This window comes from Variovorax sp. LG9.2, from assembly GCF_035018885.1.
Taxonomy (GTDB): Bacteria; Pseudomonadota; Gammaproteobacteria; order Burkholderiales; family Burkholderiaceae_C; genus Variovorax.
Map to the genome: position 1 here is coordinate 25,786 of NZ_JASJXB010000038.1, position 17,174 is coordinate 42,959.

A 17,174-nucleotide genomic window follows, 5' to 3' on the forward strand; every position below is an offset into this window, starting at 1 on the left:
ATCGCATGGCAGGTTCCCGGGTTAATAGTTACTCACCGATGTTAGAGCGAAGATCCGATGCTTGTGGTGCACAGGCCGGGATTTTGGGTCTCCGGTCGTTACGACTTAACTGATGACGTTGCCGAACAGCGCGCCGACTCCGTACGTCACTGCCATCGCTAAGGCGCTCCAGAATGTGACGCGCACGACACCACGAACTACGCTGGCACCACCCGTCTTGGCGGCAAGGCCGCCAAGCACTGCCAGCGCCATCAACGCAGCCACGGCGACCGCAACACTCAAAGAAGGCGGTGGCATGAATGCCACGACGGCAAGCGGCAATGCTGCGCCAACCGCGTAGCTGAGCGCGGAGGCTCCGGCGGCTTGCAATGGCCGTGCTGTCGTTATCTCGTTGATTCCCAGCTCGTCTCGCGCGTGAGCGCCCAGGGCGTCGTGGTCCATCAACTGGTCGGCAACCTGTCGGGCCAAGGCGAGGCCAAGACCGCGTTTGACATAGATTGCTGCCAGCTCCCGGCGCTCAGCGGCCTCGTTCTGATGAATCTCGGCGCGCTCCTCATTCAGCGCGGCAGCTTCGGTATCCGACTGCGACGAGACCGACACATATTCGCCTGTTGCCATTGACATCGCGCCCGCCACCAGGCCTGCTACAGCGGTAAGTAGCACGCTCGAATGACTTGCGTTTGCCGCGGCCACGCCTATGACAAGACTCGCTGTCGAGACGATGCCATCGTTGGCGCCAAGCACGGCTGCCCGAAGCCAGCCGATATGTTTGATTTTGTGGTTCTCTTTCATGATCCAGTCGTGCTCGGTGCGGAGTTTTTACTTCTGGATGCTCTTCGACAGAAGACCATCCCGTGATGCGAAGGCCATTTGGATTGGTAACCAATCTCATTCGCCATTCGGAGGGGGCGACATACGGCGGATTCAACCGGTCGTCGCAACACCTTCAATCAAGGAGGTGTTACGGGAAGAGCTGCGGGGTGGATGCAGAAGTTAACGGGACGCGTGGCGATGCGCTCGCCTGGTGCTCCTTCGCTTCGGCGTGAGGTGGAGCGGAAGTTCTGGAAGCAGATTGCCACCGGAGTCACGAGCGAGAAGGCGGCCGCAGCCGTTGGCGTGTCGCAGCCACTAGGCGGGCGTTGGTTCCGTCATCGTGGTGGCATGCCCTTGTTCATGTCCAATCCCATATCGGGACGGTATTTGTCATTCACCGAGCGAGAAGGGATCGCTCTTGTGCGGGCCTAAGACTGCGGGTCCAAGACGTTGGATTGCGGGAGATAGCTCGCCTTATCGGACGAAGTCCCTCAACGGTCTTACGGGAGCTGACTCTCAACGCTGCAACTCGTGGTGGCAAGCTCGAGTACCGGGCGTCGGTTGCGCCGTGGAAGTCCGAGCTGTTGGCCAGAAGGCCCAAGCCAGCCAAGCTGGTGATGAACCCACGTCTGCGCCAATATGTCCAGGATCGTCTGGAGGGAATCCACGATGCTCAGGGGCGCGAGGTCGCCGGACCTCGGCAAGCTCCGTTCATCGGCCGCAACAAGCCTCACCGTGGTGACCGCAAATGGGTCAATGGCTGATCGCCGGAGCAGATTGCCAACCGTCTGAAGGTCGACTTCCCGGATGATCAGTCCAGGCGCATTTCAGAGCTCCGCCCTGTCACCGCGGGGTTGACAAGATTCATGCGCCAATCTGTGGTTGAAGCTGCAACGGTGAAGGATCCGTTTTCTGGGGTAGTTTCAGCCGGCCGCGTCAATCCTCGGAACGCGCATTCCAAAATGCTTGCGATACCCCGGGCTCAGCCTCCATGGCCGTCATAGTGCGGTCCAGTTCTGAGGCCTCGACTGCAGTCGCATACAACGTCGCTTCGATTTCGGCGTCCCCTTGGCCGAACGCGTGCTGGTTAACGTCCCGCACCGGGTAGTTCGATCCTTCCAGCAACTCGACCAGTCTTTCCCGTAGCTCCGCCTGGCGCGCCCGCTCACAGATGACATACACGGTGTAGGTGGCCTCGGCGAACTCCTCCTTCACCGGTTGGCGGTTGATGCGATTCACCACCGGTCGAAGCAAGGTGTTGCTGGCCAACACAAAGATCGCGGCCAGCACCGCCTCCCCAATCAGATCAGCGCCGGCACAAGCACCCACAGCGGCCGAACCCCAAAGCGTCGCGGCTGTGTTCAACCCGGTCACATTCGCACCTTCCTTCATAATTGCTCCAGCACCCAGGAACCCGATGCCCGACACAACGTAAGCCACCACGTGCACCGCACCTTCATGGCCATTGAGCCGGTTGGCAAGCACCACGAACGCAGCCGAACCCACCGCGACCAGTGTGTTCGTGCGCAATCCAGCCGTGCGCTGACGTACCTGTCGCTCGAATCCGATGACGCCGCCGAGCAGGAAAGCCACCGTCAGGCTGATCGCCGAATCAACCAGGGCGAGCAAATGGAATTGTTCAAAGGCCTGCATCGAATTTCCCGTGCGCCTCACTGCCACCCGAAGCGACGAATGTAAAAACGCTTCATCAGAGTGGTCAGCACGGCATAGCCCACCAGTGTGGCGATCAGCCAAGGGAAATAACCGAAAGGCAACGCCTGCAACTTGAAGTAGTCGGCCAATGGACCCATCGGCAGCAGAACACCCGCGGCCATGACTGCCACGGTCATGACCAACAAGGGCATGGCCGCTCGACTTTCGATGAAGGGCAGTTTGGGCGTTCGAATCATGTGCACGATCAGCGTCTGCGTCAGAAGACCCTCGATAAACCAGCCCGACTGGAACAAGGTTTCCTGCCCGGGCGTGTTCGCATGGAACACGAACCACATGAGCGCGAACGTCGTGATGTCGAAGATCGAGCTGACCGGGCCAAAGAACACCATGAAGCGCCCGATATCGCCCGGGTTCCATTTCAGCGGTTTCTTCACCAGCTCCTCGTCGACGTTGTCGAACGGGATCGCTATCTGTGAGATGTCGTACAGCAGGTTCTGCACCAGCAACTGAAGTGGCAGCATTGGCAGGAATGGAAGGAACGCGCTGGCAATCAGGACCGAGAACACGTTGCCAAAATTGGAGCTTGCCGTCATGCGGATGTACTTCAGCATGTTGCTGAAGGTGCGCCGCCCTTCGATCACACCTTCCTCTAGCACCATCAGGCTTTTTTCCAGCAGGATGATGTCGGCCGCTTCCTTGGCGATATCGACTGCCGAATCGACCGAAATGCCGATGTCAGCAGCCCGCAGCGCTGGCGCGTCGTTGATGCCGTCGCCCATGAAGCCGACGACGTGTCCGTTGGCGCGCAGCGCACGGACCAACCGCTCCTTGTGCAAGGGCGTCAGCTTGGCGAACACCTGATGGTCTTCCACGGCATGCGCCAATGCGGCATCGCTCATGCGCTCGATTTGCGGCCCGAGCAAGATGGTGCCGACCGCCAGGCCGACTTGGCCGCAGACGCGTGCAGTGACCAGCTCGTTGTCGCCGGTCAAGACCTTGACGTTGACGCCGTTGTTGGCCAAGGCCCGCAATGCCGGCGCTGCGGATTCCTTGGGCGGATCGAGGAACGCGATGTATCCCACCAAGATGAGTTCGGATTCATCGGCCACCGAATAGGTCAGGTGACTCGCGACGGTTTCTTTCATCGCCACCGCCACCACACGCAGGCCGTCTTCGTTCAGTTCACGCGTGACCGTGTGCACGCGCTCGAGCATGTGTGCATCGAGCGCCACGTCCTGCTGTCCTTCGGCGCTGGCTATCCGTACGCGAGTGCATACCGCCAGCATCTCTTCCACCGCCCCTTTGCAGATCAACTCGTGGTGATCGTCACGCTCGGAGACGATGACCGACATGCGTCGGCGCTCGAAGTCGAAGGGAATTTCGTCGACCTTTCGATAGTCCTGCGCCAGCTTCAATTCGGTCTGAAGTTCAACGTGTTCGAGCACAGCCCTGTCGAGCAAATTCTTCAGTCCGGTCTGATAGTGACTGTTTAAAAAAGCGAACTTCAGCACTTCGTCCGACGGATTGCCAAAGACATCGGTCTGGCGCTCCAGTGCAATCTTGTCCTGCGTCAGTGTCCCGGTCTTGTCGGTGCAAAGCACATCCATCGCGCCGAAGTTTTGGATCGCATCCAGGCGCTTGACGATCACCTTTTTGCGCGACAACACGACCGCGCCCTTGGCCAGGGTCGACGTCACGATCATCGGCAGCATTTCGGGCGTCAACCCAACGGCTACGGCGAGCGCAAACAGGAATGCCTCGGTCCAGTCGCCCTTGGTGAAGCCATTCACCAGCAGCACGATCGGCACCATCACGAAGGCAAAGCGGATCAAAAGCCAGCTGACGCTGTTGACTCCGGCCTGAAACGCGGTGGGTGCCCGGCTGGTGGCAGTCACGCGTGTCGCCAGCGTGCCGAAATAGGTCTGGTTGCCCGTGGCGACGACCAGTGCGGTCGCAGAGCCCGACACCACGTTCGTGCCCATGAAGACAAGGTTGCGCGCCTCCAGAACCGTCGCAAACGATGACTTCTCATCAGCGAACTTCTCTACCGGCAGCGATTCCCCGGTCATGGCAGCCTGCGCGACGAACAAATCCTTGGCCGTCGTCAAGCGGCAGTCGGCGGGAATCATGTCACCGGCTGACAGGGCCACATGGTCGCCCGGTACAAGTTCGCGAATCGGCACTTCGGCGCGGGACGGCGGACGCCGGGCGTTAAGGTGGAGATCAAAATATTTTTCAGCCACCTCGGTCGCTTCGGTCCCGAGGTCGCGACGGATCACAGTGGCGGTGTTGGTCACCATCGCTTTGAGCCGTTCAGCCGCACGGTTAGATTTGCCCTCCTGGATGAACCGGATCAACGTGCTGAGCACCACCATCGTGCCGATCACGATCGTCGCTTTCAGATCGTTGGTCAGGAACGACACGCCGGCCAGCACCGTGAGCAGCAGGTTGAAGGGATTTTTGTAGCAATGCCACAGGTGAAGCCACCAGGGCAAAGGCTTTTCGTGCTCGACTTCGTTGGGTCCGAAACGTATCAACCTCTCGGCCGCTTCGGGGGCACTCAGCCCGTCTTCGTGCGACGCCAGACGAACCAGCGAACCGGGTATGTCGTCGGTCGCGGCCTTGAGCATGTCGCGCGAGACATGCTCGGGCACCGCCTCAGCAGCGCCTCGACCGCCTACGGTGTCCAGCAGCGCACCGCGCCCGAACAGTTGAGTGGCACGACGGCGCGACAGGAAGCCACCGAACCAGTTTTTAAAGATGTTGTCGACGAAATTCATGGGATGCTCCTGGCGGTGGACGAGGCGACCCAACGTGCCGGAGGCAGGCATAGCGGCGCTACACCGCCAGACGAGTGGCGGTGCGCGACTTGGACGCATAACTCATGGTTGCGCAATGCAAAGGGGAGATGCCGCATCACGGCCATGCGCTGCGTTTGAAGCAATAGAGAAAGCGCGTCGGCCACCAGGCGTGGAGACCAAGCGGCAAGCCCATCGGCAAACGCCGCCGCACCGTGCAGGTCCAGCAGGTGTCGCAAGACAACGGGGCGGCGTTCGGCGAGGGCGGAACGCAGGTGAGTTTTGAAATCTTCGCGGGTCATGAGGAGTCTCGTTCAAGCGCACACGGCGCCCAACTCCTCGCGCGGTCAAGCGTTGAGGAAATCCTTGAGCGACGCCGGGTACAGGGGCATCGGGTCGAATGATGTGGTCGCGCCAAAGCGCGGACTGGGGGCGGGGTCCATGGCGATCTCCGGGCTGTCGAAAGTTGAAAGTCCAGCTCAGCGCCGCTGGGGGACACCAGTGTTTTGGACCGACTTCGCCGCGCGCACCCGCCGGCTGGACCACAGACTCGCGTAGACGTTTGTCTCGGGTACGGCGAGCCGGTTGTCGCTACTCAGCGCCGCGCCTGCAGTGTGGGTCGGCCTTGCGGTCAAGGCGTTGGGAATCTTCGAGAAGCACACGGGAACTCCTTTGCTTTGAAGGAGCCGTTTGCCTGAAATAGAGCTTAAGCCGCGTCTGCGATGTCGCGATGTCAGGCTTGGACTGACGATCGGAAGAGACCGTGTATTGGGTTCAGAACGCACGCCGATCGGCGTGATTCACTGCTGCGGCGCGGAGCCCCACAGCGCAAAGCATTTGCGTTAGGGAGCCTGGCGCGCCGCACCCGCAAGGGCACGTTTTCTATCGCTGCGACTTAAGGCACTGTCCACGCAAAGGGCTCCAAAAATTAAGATGGCGCATTGTTGCAGCGCAGCAGCACCGACGTCAACCGAAAAACCACAAAGCTTGCGCACTCGCTCAGCTGTGCCGACACCCCTTCGCTGCGTTAGCCTGAGTCAGCCAATGCGCTCGCGGGTTCTTGCTCTGTACTGCACGTGAGCGATGCCAGTATTGCGGGCAACTCACCACTGTCGGCGGCCCACTGCCTGACCACGATGATCTGCTGGCGACTGTTGAAGGTCGTCCGGTTGTTGAAGCATTTCTCGAAGCCCGCGCTGATCATCATGATCGGGGAGTCGGGATCGGCGAAGTTTTCCTTCGCCCTGGGCGCCAGGTTGTCGAAGGTACGCATGAATGTCGAGTTTGACTTGACCGCTTGGACCGGTGCCGGAGGCACTTCGTCATCGTGCTTTTGCTGGCGCGTTTGCAAACGGTGCTTGGCTGCCTGGATGGCCTTCATCCGCTCGTAGCGCGTCGCCTCGTGCTTGCTGGCATTGTTGCGCAACTCGGTACCGTCCCCAGCCATAGGGGCCAGTTTGACCAGCCCGAATTCCCCTGCGAGCCTGACGACCGGCACTAACAATGGCAACAGTTCCTCCAGATGCAGGGCGCGAAAGTCGCATGGCGTGCGATGCTTTTAGAAGTTGCTGGCTGCGATCACCCGAAGCGTCACGTCTTCATGCAGCTTGTGGGCGGTCTTGCGCGAGTAGGACACGCCCGTGGCATAGCCGTAGACATGTACCTTGACCTTCATGGCCAGATGAAACGGCTGAATGCGCGAGCGCCCGCCCTCGTACCGGCGCCACGCTTGGCGCTTACGGGGGCGGCGACACGATCACGGCGGGCGCAGGTGATGCCGTTGTCGTAGGCAATACCAACGGCAACGGTCAGGGCACCGGCATTTATCTGAACACCAACAGCCATGCCAACGTCAGCGGCTCTGGCAATGGCGTAAATGAAAACGCCGGCGACAGAATGGGCATTTATGGCGGGGGCAACAACAGCAACACCGTTGCCGGTGCGCTGACCGTGTTGGGCAACACCGGGGGCAACCTGGGCCGGGTTAATGCGACCGGTGATAAATGGGGAGGCACCACCGCCAATGGTTAGGGCACCGGCATCTACGTCAACAATGGCGCCCAAGCGAATGTTGCGGGCGGCGATGATGACATCAGCCTGACGGGTGCCGGCGACTACCTCGGCCTGCGGGGCGGCGCAGGCTACTCCGTGAGCGACTCAGGCAACAGCATCAACACCTGGGGTTACACAGGCTTGACCCTCGCCGGCGACGGCAACAATCTAGGACTCGATGGAATCGGTGACTAGCTCGGCGTGGCAGGCAACAGGAACAACGTGTCCATCAACAGTGGCACGGTGAATCTACTGCGCAACGGCTTCGGCCGCCTTCTCGCTTGTTATTCCGGTGGCAATCTGCTTCCAGAACTGCCGCTCCACCTCACGCCGAAGCGAAGGAGCGCCGGGCGGGCGCATCGCCATGCGTACGGTTAACTTCTGCATCCACCCCGCAGGTCTTCCCACGACAGCTCCATGATTGAAGGTGTTACGACGACCGATTGATTTCGCCCACTACCGCTGACCTGAATGGCGGTCGCGCATCGCTGATGCGAAGGTGATTCGTTCGATGTCGCGCAAAGGATGCTCACTTGACAACGCGGCTTGTGAAGGCTTCTTCGGCCGACTGAAAACAGGTTCTATCTGTGCAACTGGTAGTCAATGAGCATTGAGAAATTCACACAAACGTTGGCCTCATACATCCGTTGGTACAACCAAAAAACGGATCAAGATCTCCCTCGCCTCTCTCAGTCCTATTGAATATCGCAAGAGCATGGGTCTCGCGGCATAACCAGTCTAGGAATTCCGCCGCACCCCCAACAGGTCAGTTTTCCGCCGACTTCAACACTCCGCCACGGGCTCAACCCCGAACCTGCCGCCTGTTGCCACATCGGCGGTGGCATCTTTAGCGGTTCACGCCATGCAAGGAAGCTCGAACAGGGTGGCCAAGTCGCCCAGCGTTTGGCACGCTCGGCCTACGCTGCGACGCTTTCAGCGCGCGCCCTTGTGGTCTTTCTGGCCGGAGTTCTTGTGCCGCCCTTCGACTTCGGTGGATTCGGCTTTCTCCCGCTGTCGACTCGCATCCACCTGCGGAGAGGGGTGGTGTTGTCCTGGTTTAGGTGGAGGGCCTTTTGCGCGCTGCGGGTTCATGGCGTTCCTTCCGGATGTCGGAGGCGCGCCGGACCATTCCGGCACGCTCTGAATCGAATTTACGCAGTTGCCGTCCCCCGGACTGTGCGCTGGCCCACACTGCAAGGCCAAGCCATGCAACGGGTCGTGCGCGCCTCCTTACCCATCCACGCAGGTGGGCAAGCTCAATGCCAGCGAAGTGCCTCCCCACAGTCCCTTTGCCAGCTGTGCAAAGCCCCCCGAGCTTTCGGCGAAATTGACCACTGCGGCCAGTTCGGGGTTTGTCAACACAGACGTTCCGGCGCCGGGGAAAAAGGGAGAGGGCACCACAGGGCCATAGGCACTGTTCGTGATTTTCGCAGTCCCGAACACATCGAGAAGGGTGCCACCGGCAGGCCCAACCGTGGCGTTCAGGACCAGCCGCCCGCCGTGGATGGCAGCCCAGTGCGACGTCTGCGTCAAGCGCTGGAGCACACTTTCCAACCTGCGCCGGTCTACCACCCATGCAAGGCATTTCCGATCCACGAGAACGTCAATGAAGATGCGCGTGTCCATCGAGTGGCGCAGGATGTCGGCCAGTGAACAAAGAAAAGGTAGGACTTCCAGGCGGGTGGGTACCAGATGCCGCCGTGCGACAGCCTCAGGGTGGCGTGCGACGGGTGCGTTGGCCGGGCTTGGCCGAACGTGACCGAGGTCAGGAAAACCATCTTCACACTCCATTGGGGCTCCTTGGCTGTACGGGAAAGACGTCGATGGCTCCGAGCTCAGTGCGCCGCCTGGTACCCCGCGCACGGCGCTGACTACAGAGCCGATGTGGCATCGCGTGCCAGGAGCTTGCTGGGCCCAGAAAACGCTTTTATGTCGAACCGACTCCTGGGTCTGTGCGCTGCCGCACCAGTGCGAGGGGTATCGACTAAAGAAGTCCGGAGCCAAGGCGATCTCTTGTTCGCTTTAAATGGGAAGACGCGATTGACCGTCTAAACGTCATCAAAAGCTAATACCTCGGTGAGTTCAGGCGAGGGCGAAGCTTTGCGTTTCTTGCGAATTGTCAAAGCAATCGCCTCACGTTCGTAGCCGGGCCGTCCAAAGTTAATCCTGGTGCATACGATCAACGCACGCCGAGACCAACCACTCAAGGTGTGCGTATCGGCCACCATTGCCAAATCGGTTCGCTTACGCGTTGTATTGCGAGAATTCGTGAGCTTCGTTTCGTTTTTCCGAGCGCATGAAACCCTCACTTCATAGCATCATCCTGATCTGCAAGTACCTGCCGCGCTGGTGGCGTGTGGATGCGCGCAAGGCGTCGAAAGAGTACGAGGTCGCCCATGGTGTGCCAAACGTCGACGATGCCGGGCTAAGCGGGTACCGGCCCTTCGATCTGCGGGCCTACCGGCTGGTCAATCCGGAACTCGACGGCCACACCATCGCGCAACTGCGGGAGCGCTTTGCCGAATACCAGATCGAAAATGTGGAACGCGGCGACAAGCTGCTCGGTGCCGATTCCACGCTAACGCTGCAGTTAGGGGACGTGATCGCGCTGGGCGGTAGCCTGGCCTCGCTCACCGAACATATGGGCGTGATCGGACCGGAAGTGCCTGATGCTCGCGCGCTCAACATTCCGCTGGACCAGGCCGAGATCGTGGTGACCCACAAGGATGCGATCGGGCGTGCGCTCAAGGACTTCAGCCACTCGCCTATCGCCGGACAGGTGCAACTCGTCAGCATGGAGCGCGGCGGTGCACCGCTGCCGGTAGGCCTTGAGACAAGGCTGCAATGTATGGACATCCTGCATCTCGTCGGACTGCGAAGTGCCATCGACAAGGCAACCGCCCTGCTCGGAAAGGCCGCGAGGCCGAGCACGGCCACCGACCTGCTCACGTTGTCCCTGGGGATGATCCTCGGCTTCCTGATCGGATTGATCCAGGTCCCCGCCTTCGGCGCCTCGGTCGGACTCGGCAACGCCGGAGGTTTGCTGGTGTCGGGGATCATCGTGTCCTCTCTGGTCTCCAGAGTGCGCTTCTTTGGGAACACCCCGAACGCCGCGCGCAACATTTTGGAAGACATGGGACTGATCTTCTCCGTTGCTATTGTCGGCGTGAATGCGGGCGCCAATCTGCTGTCCCAGTTGAACGGCACGGTGGGCACTGCAGATCTTTGGTCTGGGCTTCGTTGCATGCACCATCCCTCCCTTCATCGTCTGGGCGGTGGGATTTCACATCTCCAAGATCAATCCGGCCGTGCTCATGGGCGGTGTCGCGGGTGCACGCAGCCACTCGGGCCCTGCTCGCGAGGCGTCCAAGGAAATCGACAGCACCGTGCCCTGGATCGGGTTTCCCTTGGCGTACGCCGTTTCCGGGATTCTGCTGACGGTCTTTGGCTACTTTGCAATGGTCCTCGCCAAATGAGCGTCTCTCTCGACCGCTGTTGCTTAAAATGTTTCTGACCACTCGCAGTCGATTGTCAAATGCGGTCCAAACAACCGATATTTCAGGAGCCCAGCCAATGAGTGAGACATACAGCATCGTGGTGGTAGCCGCAGGGATGGGTGGTATTTCCGCCTTGGGCAGCCTGCTGCAACACCTTCCGCCGAACTACGACGGCGCCATCCTGGTCGCACTGAGGTTCGAAGGGCAGCCACCCAACATCGTTCTTGAAATTCTTCAAAGCTACTCGTCCGTTCCTTTGGGCTATGCGCGTGATGGCACTCATCTGAAGCCCAGGATGGTTTTTCTGGCGTCCTTGAGCCATCATTTGCTTATGAGGGCGCCCAATGTGCTCAGCTTAGAACCGGGAGGCTCGGGCGACAACCTGGTTCCATCGGCAGACCATCTGTTCGCCTCTGCCGCAGCCGTCTATGGGCGGCGGGTTGTAGGCGTGGTGCTCTCGGGCAGGTCACACGATGGCACCAAAGGGCTTGAAGACATCGAGGCCGCCGGCGGTGTCGGCATCGTGCAGCTGCCCGAGACTGCAGGAAGCCCGGAAATGCCTTCTGCGGCGATCAGGAACGACCATCCGAACTACTGCCTACCGGTCCCGCAAATCGCGGCCTTGCTTGCGCGGTTGCCTTTAGACAAGGGGAATCGTAGCTTCAGTAGTTAAATTACCTCGACGTGATACAGGAGATAGCGCACAACGTTGTCGGAAGACATCATGAACGCGCAACGTACGCGAGTCTTTCAAAACCTCGGTGTCGTGGCCGATCGACGCTGCCAGCGCGCTTGGATGTAGCCGCTGCTTTGAGTAGACATGTGCCTCCTGACGGCGTTGGGCTGGTAGCCAAACCCATTGCGCAAGTGGCTGTCCTTTAAAGCGCAGGCGACTTTCGGGTTTGTTCTCAAATCTGGTAACTCTTCGCAATTCGTCCCGTCTGTGCCGGGCAGGTCTCTTGTACCCAGTCGTTCACCACCGAGGCAATTTCGATATTGTTTTTTTCCAGCATCATCATGTGACCGTTGCCGCGGATACCAATGTCTTGCAGGCGTACGAAGTCGTGCTGTACGCCGGCCTGGCGCAGCCACTGTGAGGTGCCATGGTCGTACTGTGCGTGATACGAGGCTTCGCCCACGAGGATCAGGATCGGAACTCCCTGAAGATTCACGAGTTGGCGTGCGGGAGCTTTCTGCTCCCAGCGGGCAATGAGACCCTGCGTCTCGGGCGCGGTTTGCTTTTCAATTTGCAGCTCCTCCGCGTCCGCTATAGCCGGCGCATACGAAATTGGTATGTCTGCGATGCCTCAAGCAAGTTGCTGGCGGCTCCCAGTAACCGGGGACGATTCAATCGGCGGTCCGTTCGGCTCAATCGCCACAATTGCCTTCACGAGCGCTGTGTGCTCAGCCTTGCGTTCCTCAGAGAAATGACGCACTGCAAAGTCGCGTCGCACACCGGCATGCCGATCGGTACGGTCAAGACTTACGTGTCAGCTTGCCCCTGGAATCCGTATCCTTAGCCCGGTTCATGAGTTGGCTTGCTGCGGTTGATTGGCAGGCCAGTCTCGCTCGAACTGCATCGGACTACATAGGCAAGCGTCGAGTGCAGCCGGTCGCGTACTAGAGCCGCCAATCGATGGTTTCGTCCTTTGCCTCGCGCTTTGTCTTGAATCGTTTGCCGTGCAGTCGCTTCACCTTCAGCGACCCGAACCACGTCTCGCTGCGAGCGTTGTGTTGGCGCCGACAGGGCGTTGCCTCGCCTGAGCCTGTTTTGCCGGACTGGGAGTGACCCGGGTACAACTCGCGGAAACGCTAGCCGCTGCTCCGTTTAAAGTCCATAAGGAGGGTCAGCGAACTGTCGGCAGCGTGGGTCGATCTGGCTTTGGCGCATACACATAAACGGCAGACTCGCGAAGGCAACCCACTAATGACGGGGAAGCCGCGCTTGCATTACCGCTGCATGTCAATTTCCTTGCCGAGCAGCCGGTCCAACTGCCCACGCAGGTCTTCCAGGACGACGCGCTCGATCACCAGCGACTTGCTGGCCTTCGCGATCGTCGCGCCGGTTTCCCTTGCGTTCTTCAAAACGGGCGTTTCCCGACCTGAACGCGCTACCTCCTCGTTCAGCATTTCTCTGGCTCGCGATGTCATCTTTCCCATGGCCGCCATGAATGCGGCCGAGTCGTCTTTGCCCAAACCGCCAACCCATTCGCTATTGCGCTCTGCTGCGGCGGAATGAATGCGCGCCGCAACATCGCGACCTGCACCGGTGAGCAACAGGTAAGCGGAGCGTTGATCGGTCGAATCGGTGTGCCTCTCTAAAAGACCCGCCGAGACCAGCTTGCTGACCAGGCGACTGGCGTGGCCCTTGTCCAGATCAAGCTGTTCGCATACCTCGCTCAGGCTGGTCGGTTCGCGGCTTCCAACGATCGCAAGGACCCGGCACTCGCTCAAATGTCGGCCGAACAACCGCAAGTACATCAACTCTCCATGCTTGGACAAGGTGTTCGCAAGGCGCTCCAGCGCCAACGTCGGCAGGTCGGCAAATGGCGTATCAACGGAATACGTGGGCGCTTTGGGTTTTCTAGGCATGGCGACAGTGACAGTGCAACGCGTCTTGCGACGCGTGAGTGCGATAGGTACTGGGGATATTACCGACGCTATGTGCTTGCCGAAGCAACGATAGACCAGATATTATTAAAGAAGTTGATTTGGCAACTAAATGCAGGCGACGGCCTGTGTCCAACAAACAAGGAATTCACGATGTCTGCTGTGCTCCAACCCGATGCGGCTGCCGATACGACCGGTAGCGGCTACGACTTGCCCGAACCCACTTACCGGGCCAACCTGACCGAGGTCGGTCGCGGCACGCCGATGGGTGAGCTGATGCGCCGCTACTGGCATCCTGTGGGCCTGGCCAACCACGCCACGGACACGCCACGCGAAGTGCGCATGCTGGGCGAAGACCTCGTGCTGTTTCGCGACAAGCGTGGACGGCCGGGTCTCGTGCATTCGCGTTGCTGCCATCGCGGCACGACGCTCTATAACGGGCGTGTGGAGGACGAGGGCATCCGGTGCTGCTATCACGGGTGGCTCTTCGACGTTCAGGGGCACTGCCTGGACCAACCTTGCGAGCCGGAAGGAGGGCGTGCCAAGGACAAAGTGCGCCAGCCGTGGTACCCGGTACAAGAACTGTACGGTCTCATCTTTGTGTACATGGGGCCACCCGAACGCAAGCCGACGCTGCCGCGCTATGAATGCCTGGAGGTGCTGGACGAGGGCGAGTTCATCGACGTGGACGACACCAGCATCGGCAGCGGCGGCCCGGTGATCTCTCCTTGCAACTGGCTGCAGCATTACGAAAACGTGGTGGATCCTTTCCACGTCCCGATCCTGCACGGCACCTTCTCGGGCACCCAATTCACGCCGACGATGAACATGATGCCGCAGGCCATCTTCGAGCCGACGCCGCTGGGCGTCAAAGTGGTGTCGCACCGTGACCTGCCGGACGGCCGCAAATTTCGTCGGGTCACGGAGGTTTGTCTGCCCACGTTGCGCGTGGTGCCGAACCCGCGTGTCGGCAAGTTCGGTCGCGTCGAGACGATCGGCTGGACTGTGCCCATCGACGACACCCACTACCGCATCTACACCGCCGGCCGGGTTACCGAGAAGGGCGTGATGCTGCCCATGGGCAAAGACGCGGCCAAGCTCAAGCGCTGGGACGAGTTGACGCCCGAGGAACGCCGCGCGCGGCCGAACGACTATGAAGCGCAGGTCGGCCAGGGTCCTATCACGCTGCATTCCGAGGAACACCTGGCCACCAGCGATCGCGGCATCGTGATGTTGCGCCGCTTGCTGGAACGTGAGGTCAAGGCGGTGGCTGAAGGCCGTGACCCTGTCGGGGTCAGTTTCGATCCCGATGCAGCCCCCGTCGTCTTCGAAGCAGGGCAGCACATCGTGGGCGCGTGACCCTATAAGGACCCGCACCGCTCGCAGGACTTGTTTGCAAAAATAAAAACGGAGACAACCCCCATGAGTGCCATCCATACCCCTCTCAACGACATTGCGCCGCCCGGCGGCAGCATGGCCGCCGCCGATGCTGTCCATCGCGAAGCGGTCGTCAGCCGATTTACAACCAAGCTGGCGCCGTACCTGGCACTGCTCTATCTGTTCCTTTTTCTGGATCGCACAAATATCAGCTTCGCGGCCCTGCAGATGAACAAGCAGCTGGGGCTGTCGGCGACGGCCTTCGGGCTGGCAGTCGGCATGTTCTCGGTCGGGTACTTTGTCTTCGAGATCCCGAGCACGTTGATGCTGAGGCGGTTCGGCGCGCGACGCTGGCTTGCCCGGATCATGATCAGCTGGGGCGTTCTGTCGCTGGCCACCGCCTTCATTCAAACCGAGACCAGCCTGTATGTACTGCGTTTTCTGGTGGGCGCGGCCGAAGCGGGCTTTGTTCCCGGCATCCTCTATTACCTCACCCGGTGGATTCCCGCTGCGCAGCGGGGGCGGGTGATCGGCATCTTCATGCTGGGCGTGCCGATGGCAACGATCGTGGGATCGCCAATATCAGGTTTGCTGCTCGGTCAGAATTGGCTGGGGTTGCATGGCTGGCAGTGGCTGTTCATCGTGGAGTCCGTACCGTCGATCCTGCTAGGAATCTCAATCCTGTACGTACTGCCGGAAAAGCCAGCGGACGTGACCTGGCTGACGCCATCCAACAAGGTGTGGTTGCAGCGCGAACTCGACGGAGAACACGCGCGCGCTGCGTTGCTAGGCCGCAGCAAGCTGTCCAGTGCGCTGGCGTCACCGATCGTGCTGATGCTCGGCCTGATCTATCTTGGCAACGGTGTCGGTTTGTTCGGTACGTCGGCATTCATGCCACTCATCATCCGGGGGCTCGGTCTGAGTTACGCGGCCACGGGCTGGGCGATGTCGTTCATCTACGTGCTGATGGCCTTGTGGATGATCTTCTGGACGCGGCATTCTGACAAGACGGGAGAACGCATTTGGCACGTCGCTGGCGCCAGCCTGCTGGGTGTTGCATGCCTGGTGGGCGCCGCTGCGTTTTCCCAAATACCGGTCGTGGCGGTGGTCTGGCTTGCCATGTCCGCGATCCTCATGAACCCTGCCACGCCGTCGTTCTGGAATTTGCCGCCGAAGTATCTGAGCGGTGCGGGAGCCGCGGCCGGCATCGCATGGATCAGTTCGATCGGCGCGCTGGGGGCTTTTCTCGGACCGTTGGTGCTGGGCTTCGCCAAAGACCATTTCGGTGGCTACGCCGGCGGCTTGCTCCTGATCGCTTTGGGCCCTCTGCTGTCGGCTGTGCTCACCTTGTCGTTGAAGCGGCACAAGGCATTCGCTCGGGCTGTGTGACAGCCGCGGCCCTGCGACACCACTCCTTGTCTACATGCCAACGACCGCATCGCTTACTGTCCGCGTCGATCGAAAATCTCGCGAGGCCGCCGACATCGTCGGCTTCGAGCTGGTCGCGATCGACGGCCAGTCACTTCCCGCGTTCGCGGCGGGATCGCACATAGATGTCACGCTGCCAGCCGGCATCACGCGGCAGTACTCGCTGTGCAATCCGCCAGCAGAACGAAACCGGTATTGCATCGCCGTTCTGAAAGAGCCCGCTTCACGGGGTGGCTCGCAAGGTTTGCACAACGCTGTTCACGAAGGCGACACGCTGGTCATCTCGGCGCCCAGAAATCACTTTGCTCTGGCGCATGACGCGAACCGCCATCTGCTCCTCGCTGGCGGCATTGGTATCACGCCGATCCTCTGCATGGCCGAGCGCTTGGCGCTGACGCAAGAGAGCTTCGATTTGCACTACTGCGGTCGTTCCGAAGAGCGTATGGCTTTCCTGGAACGCGTTCGATCGTTTGAAGGCCGGTCCACGTTGCACGTGGACGCCGGGCCGTCTGACCAGCGCATCGACCTTGAAACCGTGTTGCAAAGTCCGACGCCTGGAACGCATCTTTATGTGTGCGGACCCAAAGGCTTCATGGACATCGTGCTTTCCACCGCGCGTCGATTGAACTGGAGCGAAGAATCCTTGCACTATGAATTCTTTTTCGGCGCCGTCATCGACACCGACTTGGATGGCGCGTTTGAAGTCCGAGTGGCCAGCACCGGACAGGTTCTCGTCGTGGCAGCGGGGGACACTGTGACCAACGTTCTTGCGCGTGCCGGAGTCAACGTGATGACGTCGTGTGAACAGGGGGTTTGTGGAAGGTGCATCACACGCGTGCTCGAAGGAATGACCTTGCCCCCGAAAAACGTACCCCTTGCTGAGTGTTTCAATTCAGACAAGGAGAACGCAGATGACGAAGACGAC

General features: G+C 60.2%; 14 protein-coding genes and 4 pseudogenes. 8 read left to right on the top strand and 10 right to left on the bottom strand.

All coding sequences use genetic code 11. The annotated features are described in order from the left end of the window. Window positions 1–105: 105 nt before the first annotated feature. The gene (locus QN413_RS24185) at window positions 106–792 is read right to left on the bottom strand and encodes a VIT family protein (protein ID WP_323499162.1); all 687 of its coding nucleotides are present in this window, start codon (window positions 790–792) and stop codon (window positions 106–108) included. Between the two features lie 192 nt (window positions 793–984). On the opposite strand from QN413_RS24185, the pseudogene QN413_RS24190 reads away from it, so the two are divergent. After that, a pseudogene (locus QN413_RS24190) lies at window positions 985–1,643 on the top strand (helix-turn-helix domain-containing protein); the annotation flags it as partial. A gap of 106 nt (window positions 1,644–1,749) precedes the next feature. On the opposite strand, the gene QN413_RS24195 reads toward QN413_RS24190, so the two are convergent. From QN413_RS24195 to QN413_RS24215, 5 genes are all read right to left on the bottom strand, one after another. Continuing rightward, window positions 1,750–2,466, bottom strand: coding sequence for an MgtC/SapB family protein (locus tag QN413_RS24195; protein WP_187051859.1), 717 nt, complete (start codon window positions 2,464–2,466; stop codon window positions 1,750–1,752). 17 nt (window positions 2,467–2,483) lie between these two features. Continuing rightward, on the bottom strand, window positions 2,484–5,267 hold the full coding sequence (mgtA, locus tag QN413_RS24200) for a magnesium-translocating P-type ATPase (protein WP_323499163.1): 2,784 nt from the start codon (window positions 5,265–5,267) through the stop codon (window positions 2,484–2,486). Continuing rightward, window positions 5,264–5,587: a hypothetical protein gene (locus QN413_RS24205; protein WP_323499164.1), complete on the bottom strand. Its 324-nt coding sequence runs from the start codon at window positions 5,585–5,587 to the stop codon at window positions 5,264–5,266. The genes mgtA and QN413_RS24205 overlap by 4 nt, the downstream gene beginning before the upstream one ends. A gap of 725 nt (window positions 5,588–6,312) precedes the next feature. After that, window positions 6,313–6,795: a hypothetical protein gene (locus QN413_RS24210; RefSeq protein ID WP_323499165.1), complete on the bottom strand. Its 483-nt coding sequence runs from the start codon at window positions 6,793–6,795 to the stop codon at window positions 6,313–6,315. 161 nt (window positions 6,796–6,956) lie between these two features. Further along, window positions 6,957–7,349 carry a hypothetical protein gene (locus tag QN413_RS24215; RefSeq protein WP_323499166.1) on the bottom strand — a complete coding sequence of 131 codons (393 nt, stop codon included), beginning with the start codon at window positions 7,347–7,349 and terminating at the stop codon, window positions 6,957–6,959. A gap of 439 nt (window positions 7,350–7,788) precedes the next feature. Here QN413_RS24215 and QN413_RS24220 point away from each other — a divergent pair. Then, window positions 7,789–8,070: pseudogene (locus tag QN413_RS24220) on the top strand (IS3 family transposase); the annotation flags it as partial. A gap of 497 nt (window positions 8,071–8,567) precedes the next feature. Here QN413_RS24220 and QN413_RS24225 read toward each other — a convergent pair. Further along, a complete protein-coding gene (locus QN413_RS24225; protein WP_323499167.1) occupies window positions 8,568–8,963 on the bottom strand; it encodes a hypothetical protein in 396 nt (131 codons plus the stop codon). Window positions 8,964–10,299: 1,336 nt separating this feature from the next. Here QN413_RS24225 and QN413_RS24230 point away from each other — a divergent pair. The 3 genes and pseudogenes from QN413_RS24230 to QN413_RS24240 form a co-directional block, all read left to right on the top strand. Next, a pseudogene (locus QN413_RS24230) lies at window positions 10,300–10,488 on the top strand (transporter); the annotation flags it as partial. 112 nt (window positions 10,489–10,600) lie between these two features. Beyond that, window positions 10,601–10,813 carry a hypothetical protein gene (locus QN413_RS24235; RefSeq protein WP_323499177.1) on the top strand — a complete coding sequence of 71 codons (213 nt, stop codon included), beginning with the start codon at window positions 10,601–10,603 and terminating at the stop codon, window positions 10,811–10,813. A gap of 97 nt (window positions 10,814–10,910) precedes the next feature. After that, a complete protein-coding gene (locus QN413_RS24240) occupies window positions 10,911–11,507 on the top strand; it encodes a chemotaxis protein CheB (RefSeq protein WP_323499168.1) in 597 nt (198 codons plus the stop codon). A gap of 235 nt (window positions 11,508–11,742) precedes the next feature. Here QN413_RS24240 and QN413_RS24245 read toward each other — a convergent pair whose 3' ends face one another. The 3 genes and pseudogenes from QN413_RS24245 to QN413_RS24255 form a co-directional block, all read right to left on the bottom strand. Then, window positions 11,743–12,006: a hypothetical protein gene (locus QN413_RS24245; protein ID WP_323499169.1), complete on the bottom strand. Its 264-nt coding sequence runs from the start codon at window positions 12,004–12,006 to the stop codon at window positions 11,743–11,745. Window positions 12,007–12,360: 354 nt separating this feature from the next. Continuing rightward, window positions 12,361–12,565 (bottom strand): annotated as a pseudogene (locus tag QN413_RS24250) (IS3 family transposase); the annotation flags it as partial. A gap of 219 nt (window positions 12,566–12,784) precedes the next feature. Continuing rightward, the gene (locus QN413_RS24255; protein WP_323499170.1) at window positions 12,785–13,363 is read right to left on the bottom strand and encodes a MarR family winged helix-turn-helix transcriptional regulator; all 579 of its coding nucleotides are present in this window, start codon (window positions 13,361–13,363) and stop codon (window positions 12,785–12,787) included. A gap of 234 nt (window positions 13,364–13,597) precedes the next feature. Between QN413_RS24255 and QN413_RS24260 the strand changes: the two genes are divergently transcribed. From QN413_RS24260 to QN413_RS24270, 3 genes are all read left to right on the top strand, one after another. Continuing rightward, on the top strand, window positions 13,598–14,803 hold the full coding sequence (locus tag QN413_RS24260; protein WP_323499171.1) for an aromatic ring-hydroxylating dioxygenase subunit alpha: 1,206 nt from the start codon (window positions 13,598–13,600) through the stop codon (window positions 14,801–14,803). A 63-nt stretch (window positions 14,804–14,866) separates the two neighbouring features. Next, window positions 14,867–16,210 (top strand): MFS transporter, encoded by a 1,344-nt coding sequence (locus tag QN413_RS24265; RefSeq protein ID WP_323499172.1) that lies wholly within the window; start codon window positions 14,867–14,869, stop codon window positions 16,208–16,210. A 283-nt stretch (window positions 16,211–16,493) separates the two neighbouring features. Then, window positions 16,494–17,174 (top strand): PDR/VanB family oxidoreductase (locus QN413_RS24270; protein WP_323499173.1); only part of this gene is annotated, 681 nt, incomplete at its 3' end.

Excerpts from the sequence above, each read along its gene's own strand:
- QN413_RS24195 (WP_187051859.1), bottom strand. The coding sequence starts at position 2,466 with ATGCAGGCCTTTGAACAATTCCATTTGCTCGCCCTGGTTGATTCGGCG.
- QN413_RS24185 (WP_323499162.1), bottom strand. The coding sequence starts at position 792 with ATGAAAGAGAACCACAAAATCAAACATATCGGCTGGCTTCGGGCAGCC.
- QN413_RS24240 (WP_323499168.1), top strand. The coding sequence starts at position 10,911 with ATGAGTGAGACATACAGCATCGTGGTGGTAGCCGCAGGGATGGGTGGT.
- mgtA (WP_323499163.1), bottom strand. The coding sequence starts at position 5,267 with ATGAATTTCGTCGACAACATCTTTAAAAACTGGTTCGGTGGCTTCCTG.
- QN413_RS24260 (WP_323499171.1), top strand. The coding sequence starts at position 13,598 with ATGTCTGCTGTGCTCCAACCCGATGCGGCTGCCGATACGACCGGTAGC.
- QN413_RS24205 (WP_323499164.1), bottom strand. The coding sequence starts at position 5,587 with ATGACCCGCGAAGATTTCAAAACTCACCTGCGTTCCGCCCTCGCCGAA.
- QN413_RS24265 (WP_323499172.1), top strand. The coding sequence starts at position 14,867 with ATGAGTGCCATCCATACCCCTCTCAACGACATTGCGCCGCCCGGCGGC.
- QN413_RS24225 (WP_323499167.1), bottom strand. The coding sequence starts at position 8,963 with ATGGACACGCGCATCTTCATTGACGTTCTCGTGGATCGGAAATGCCTT.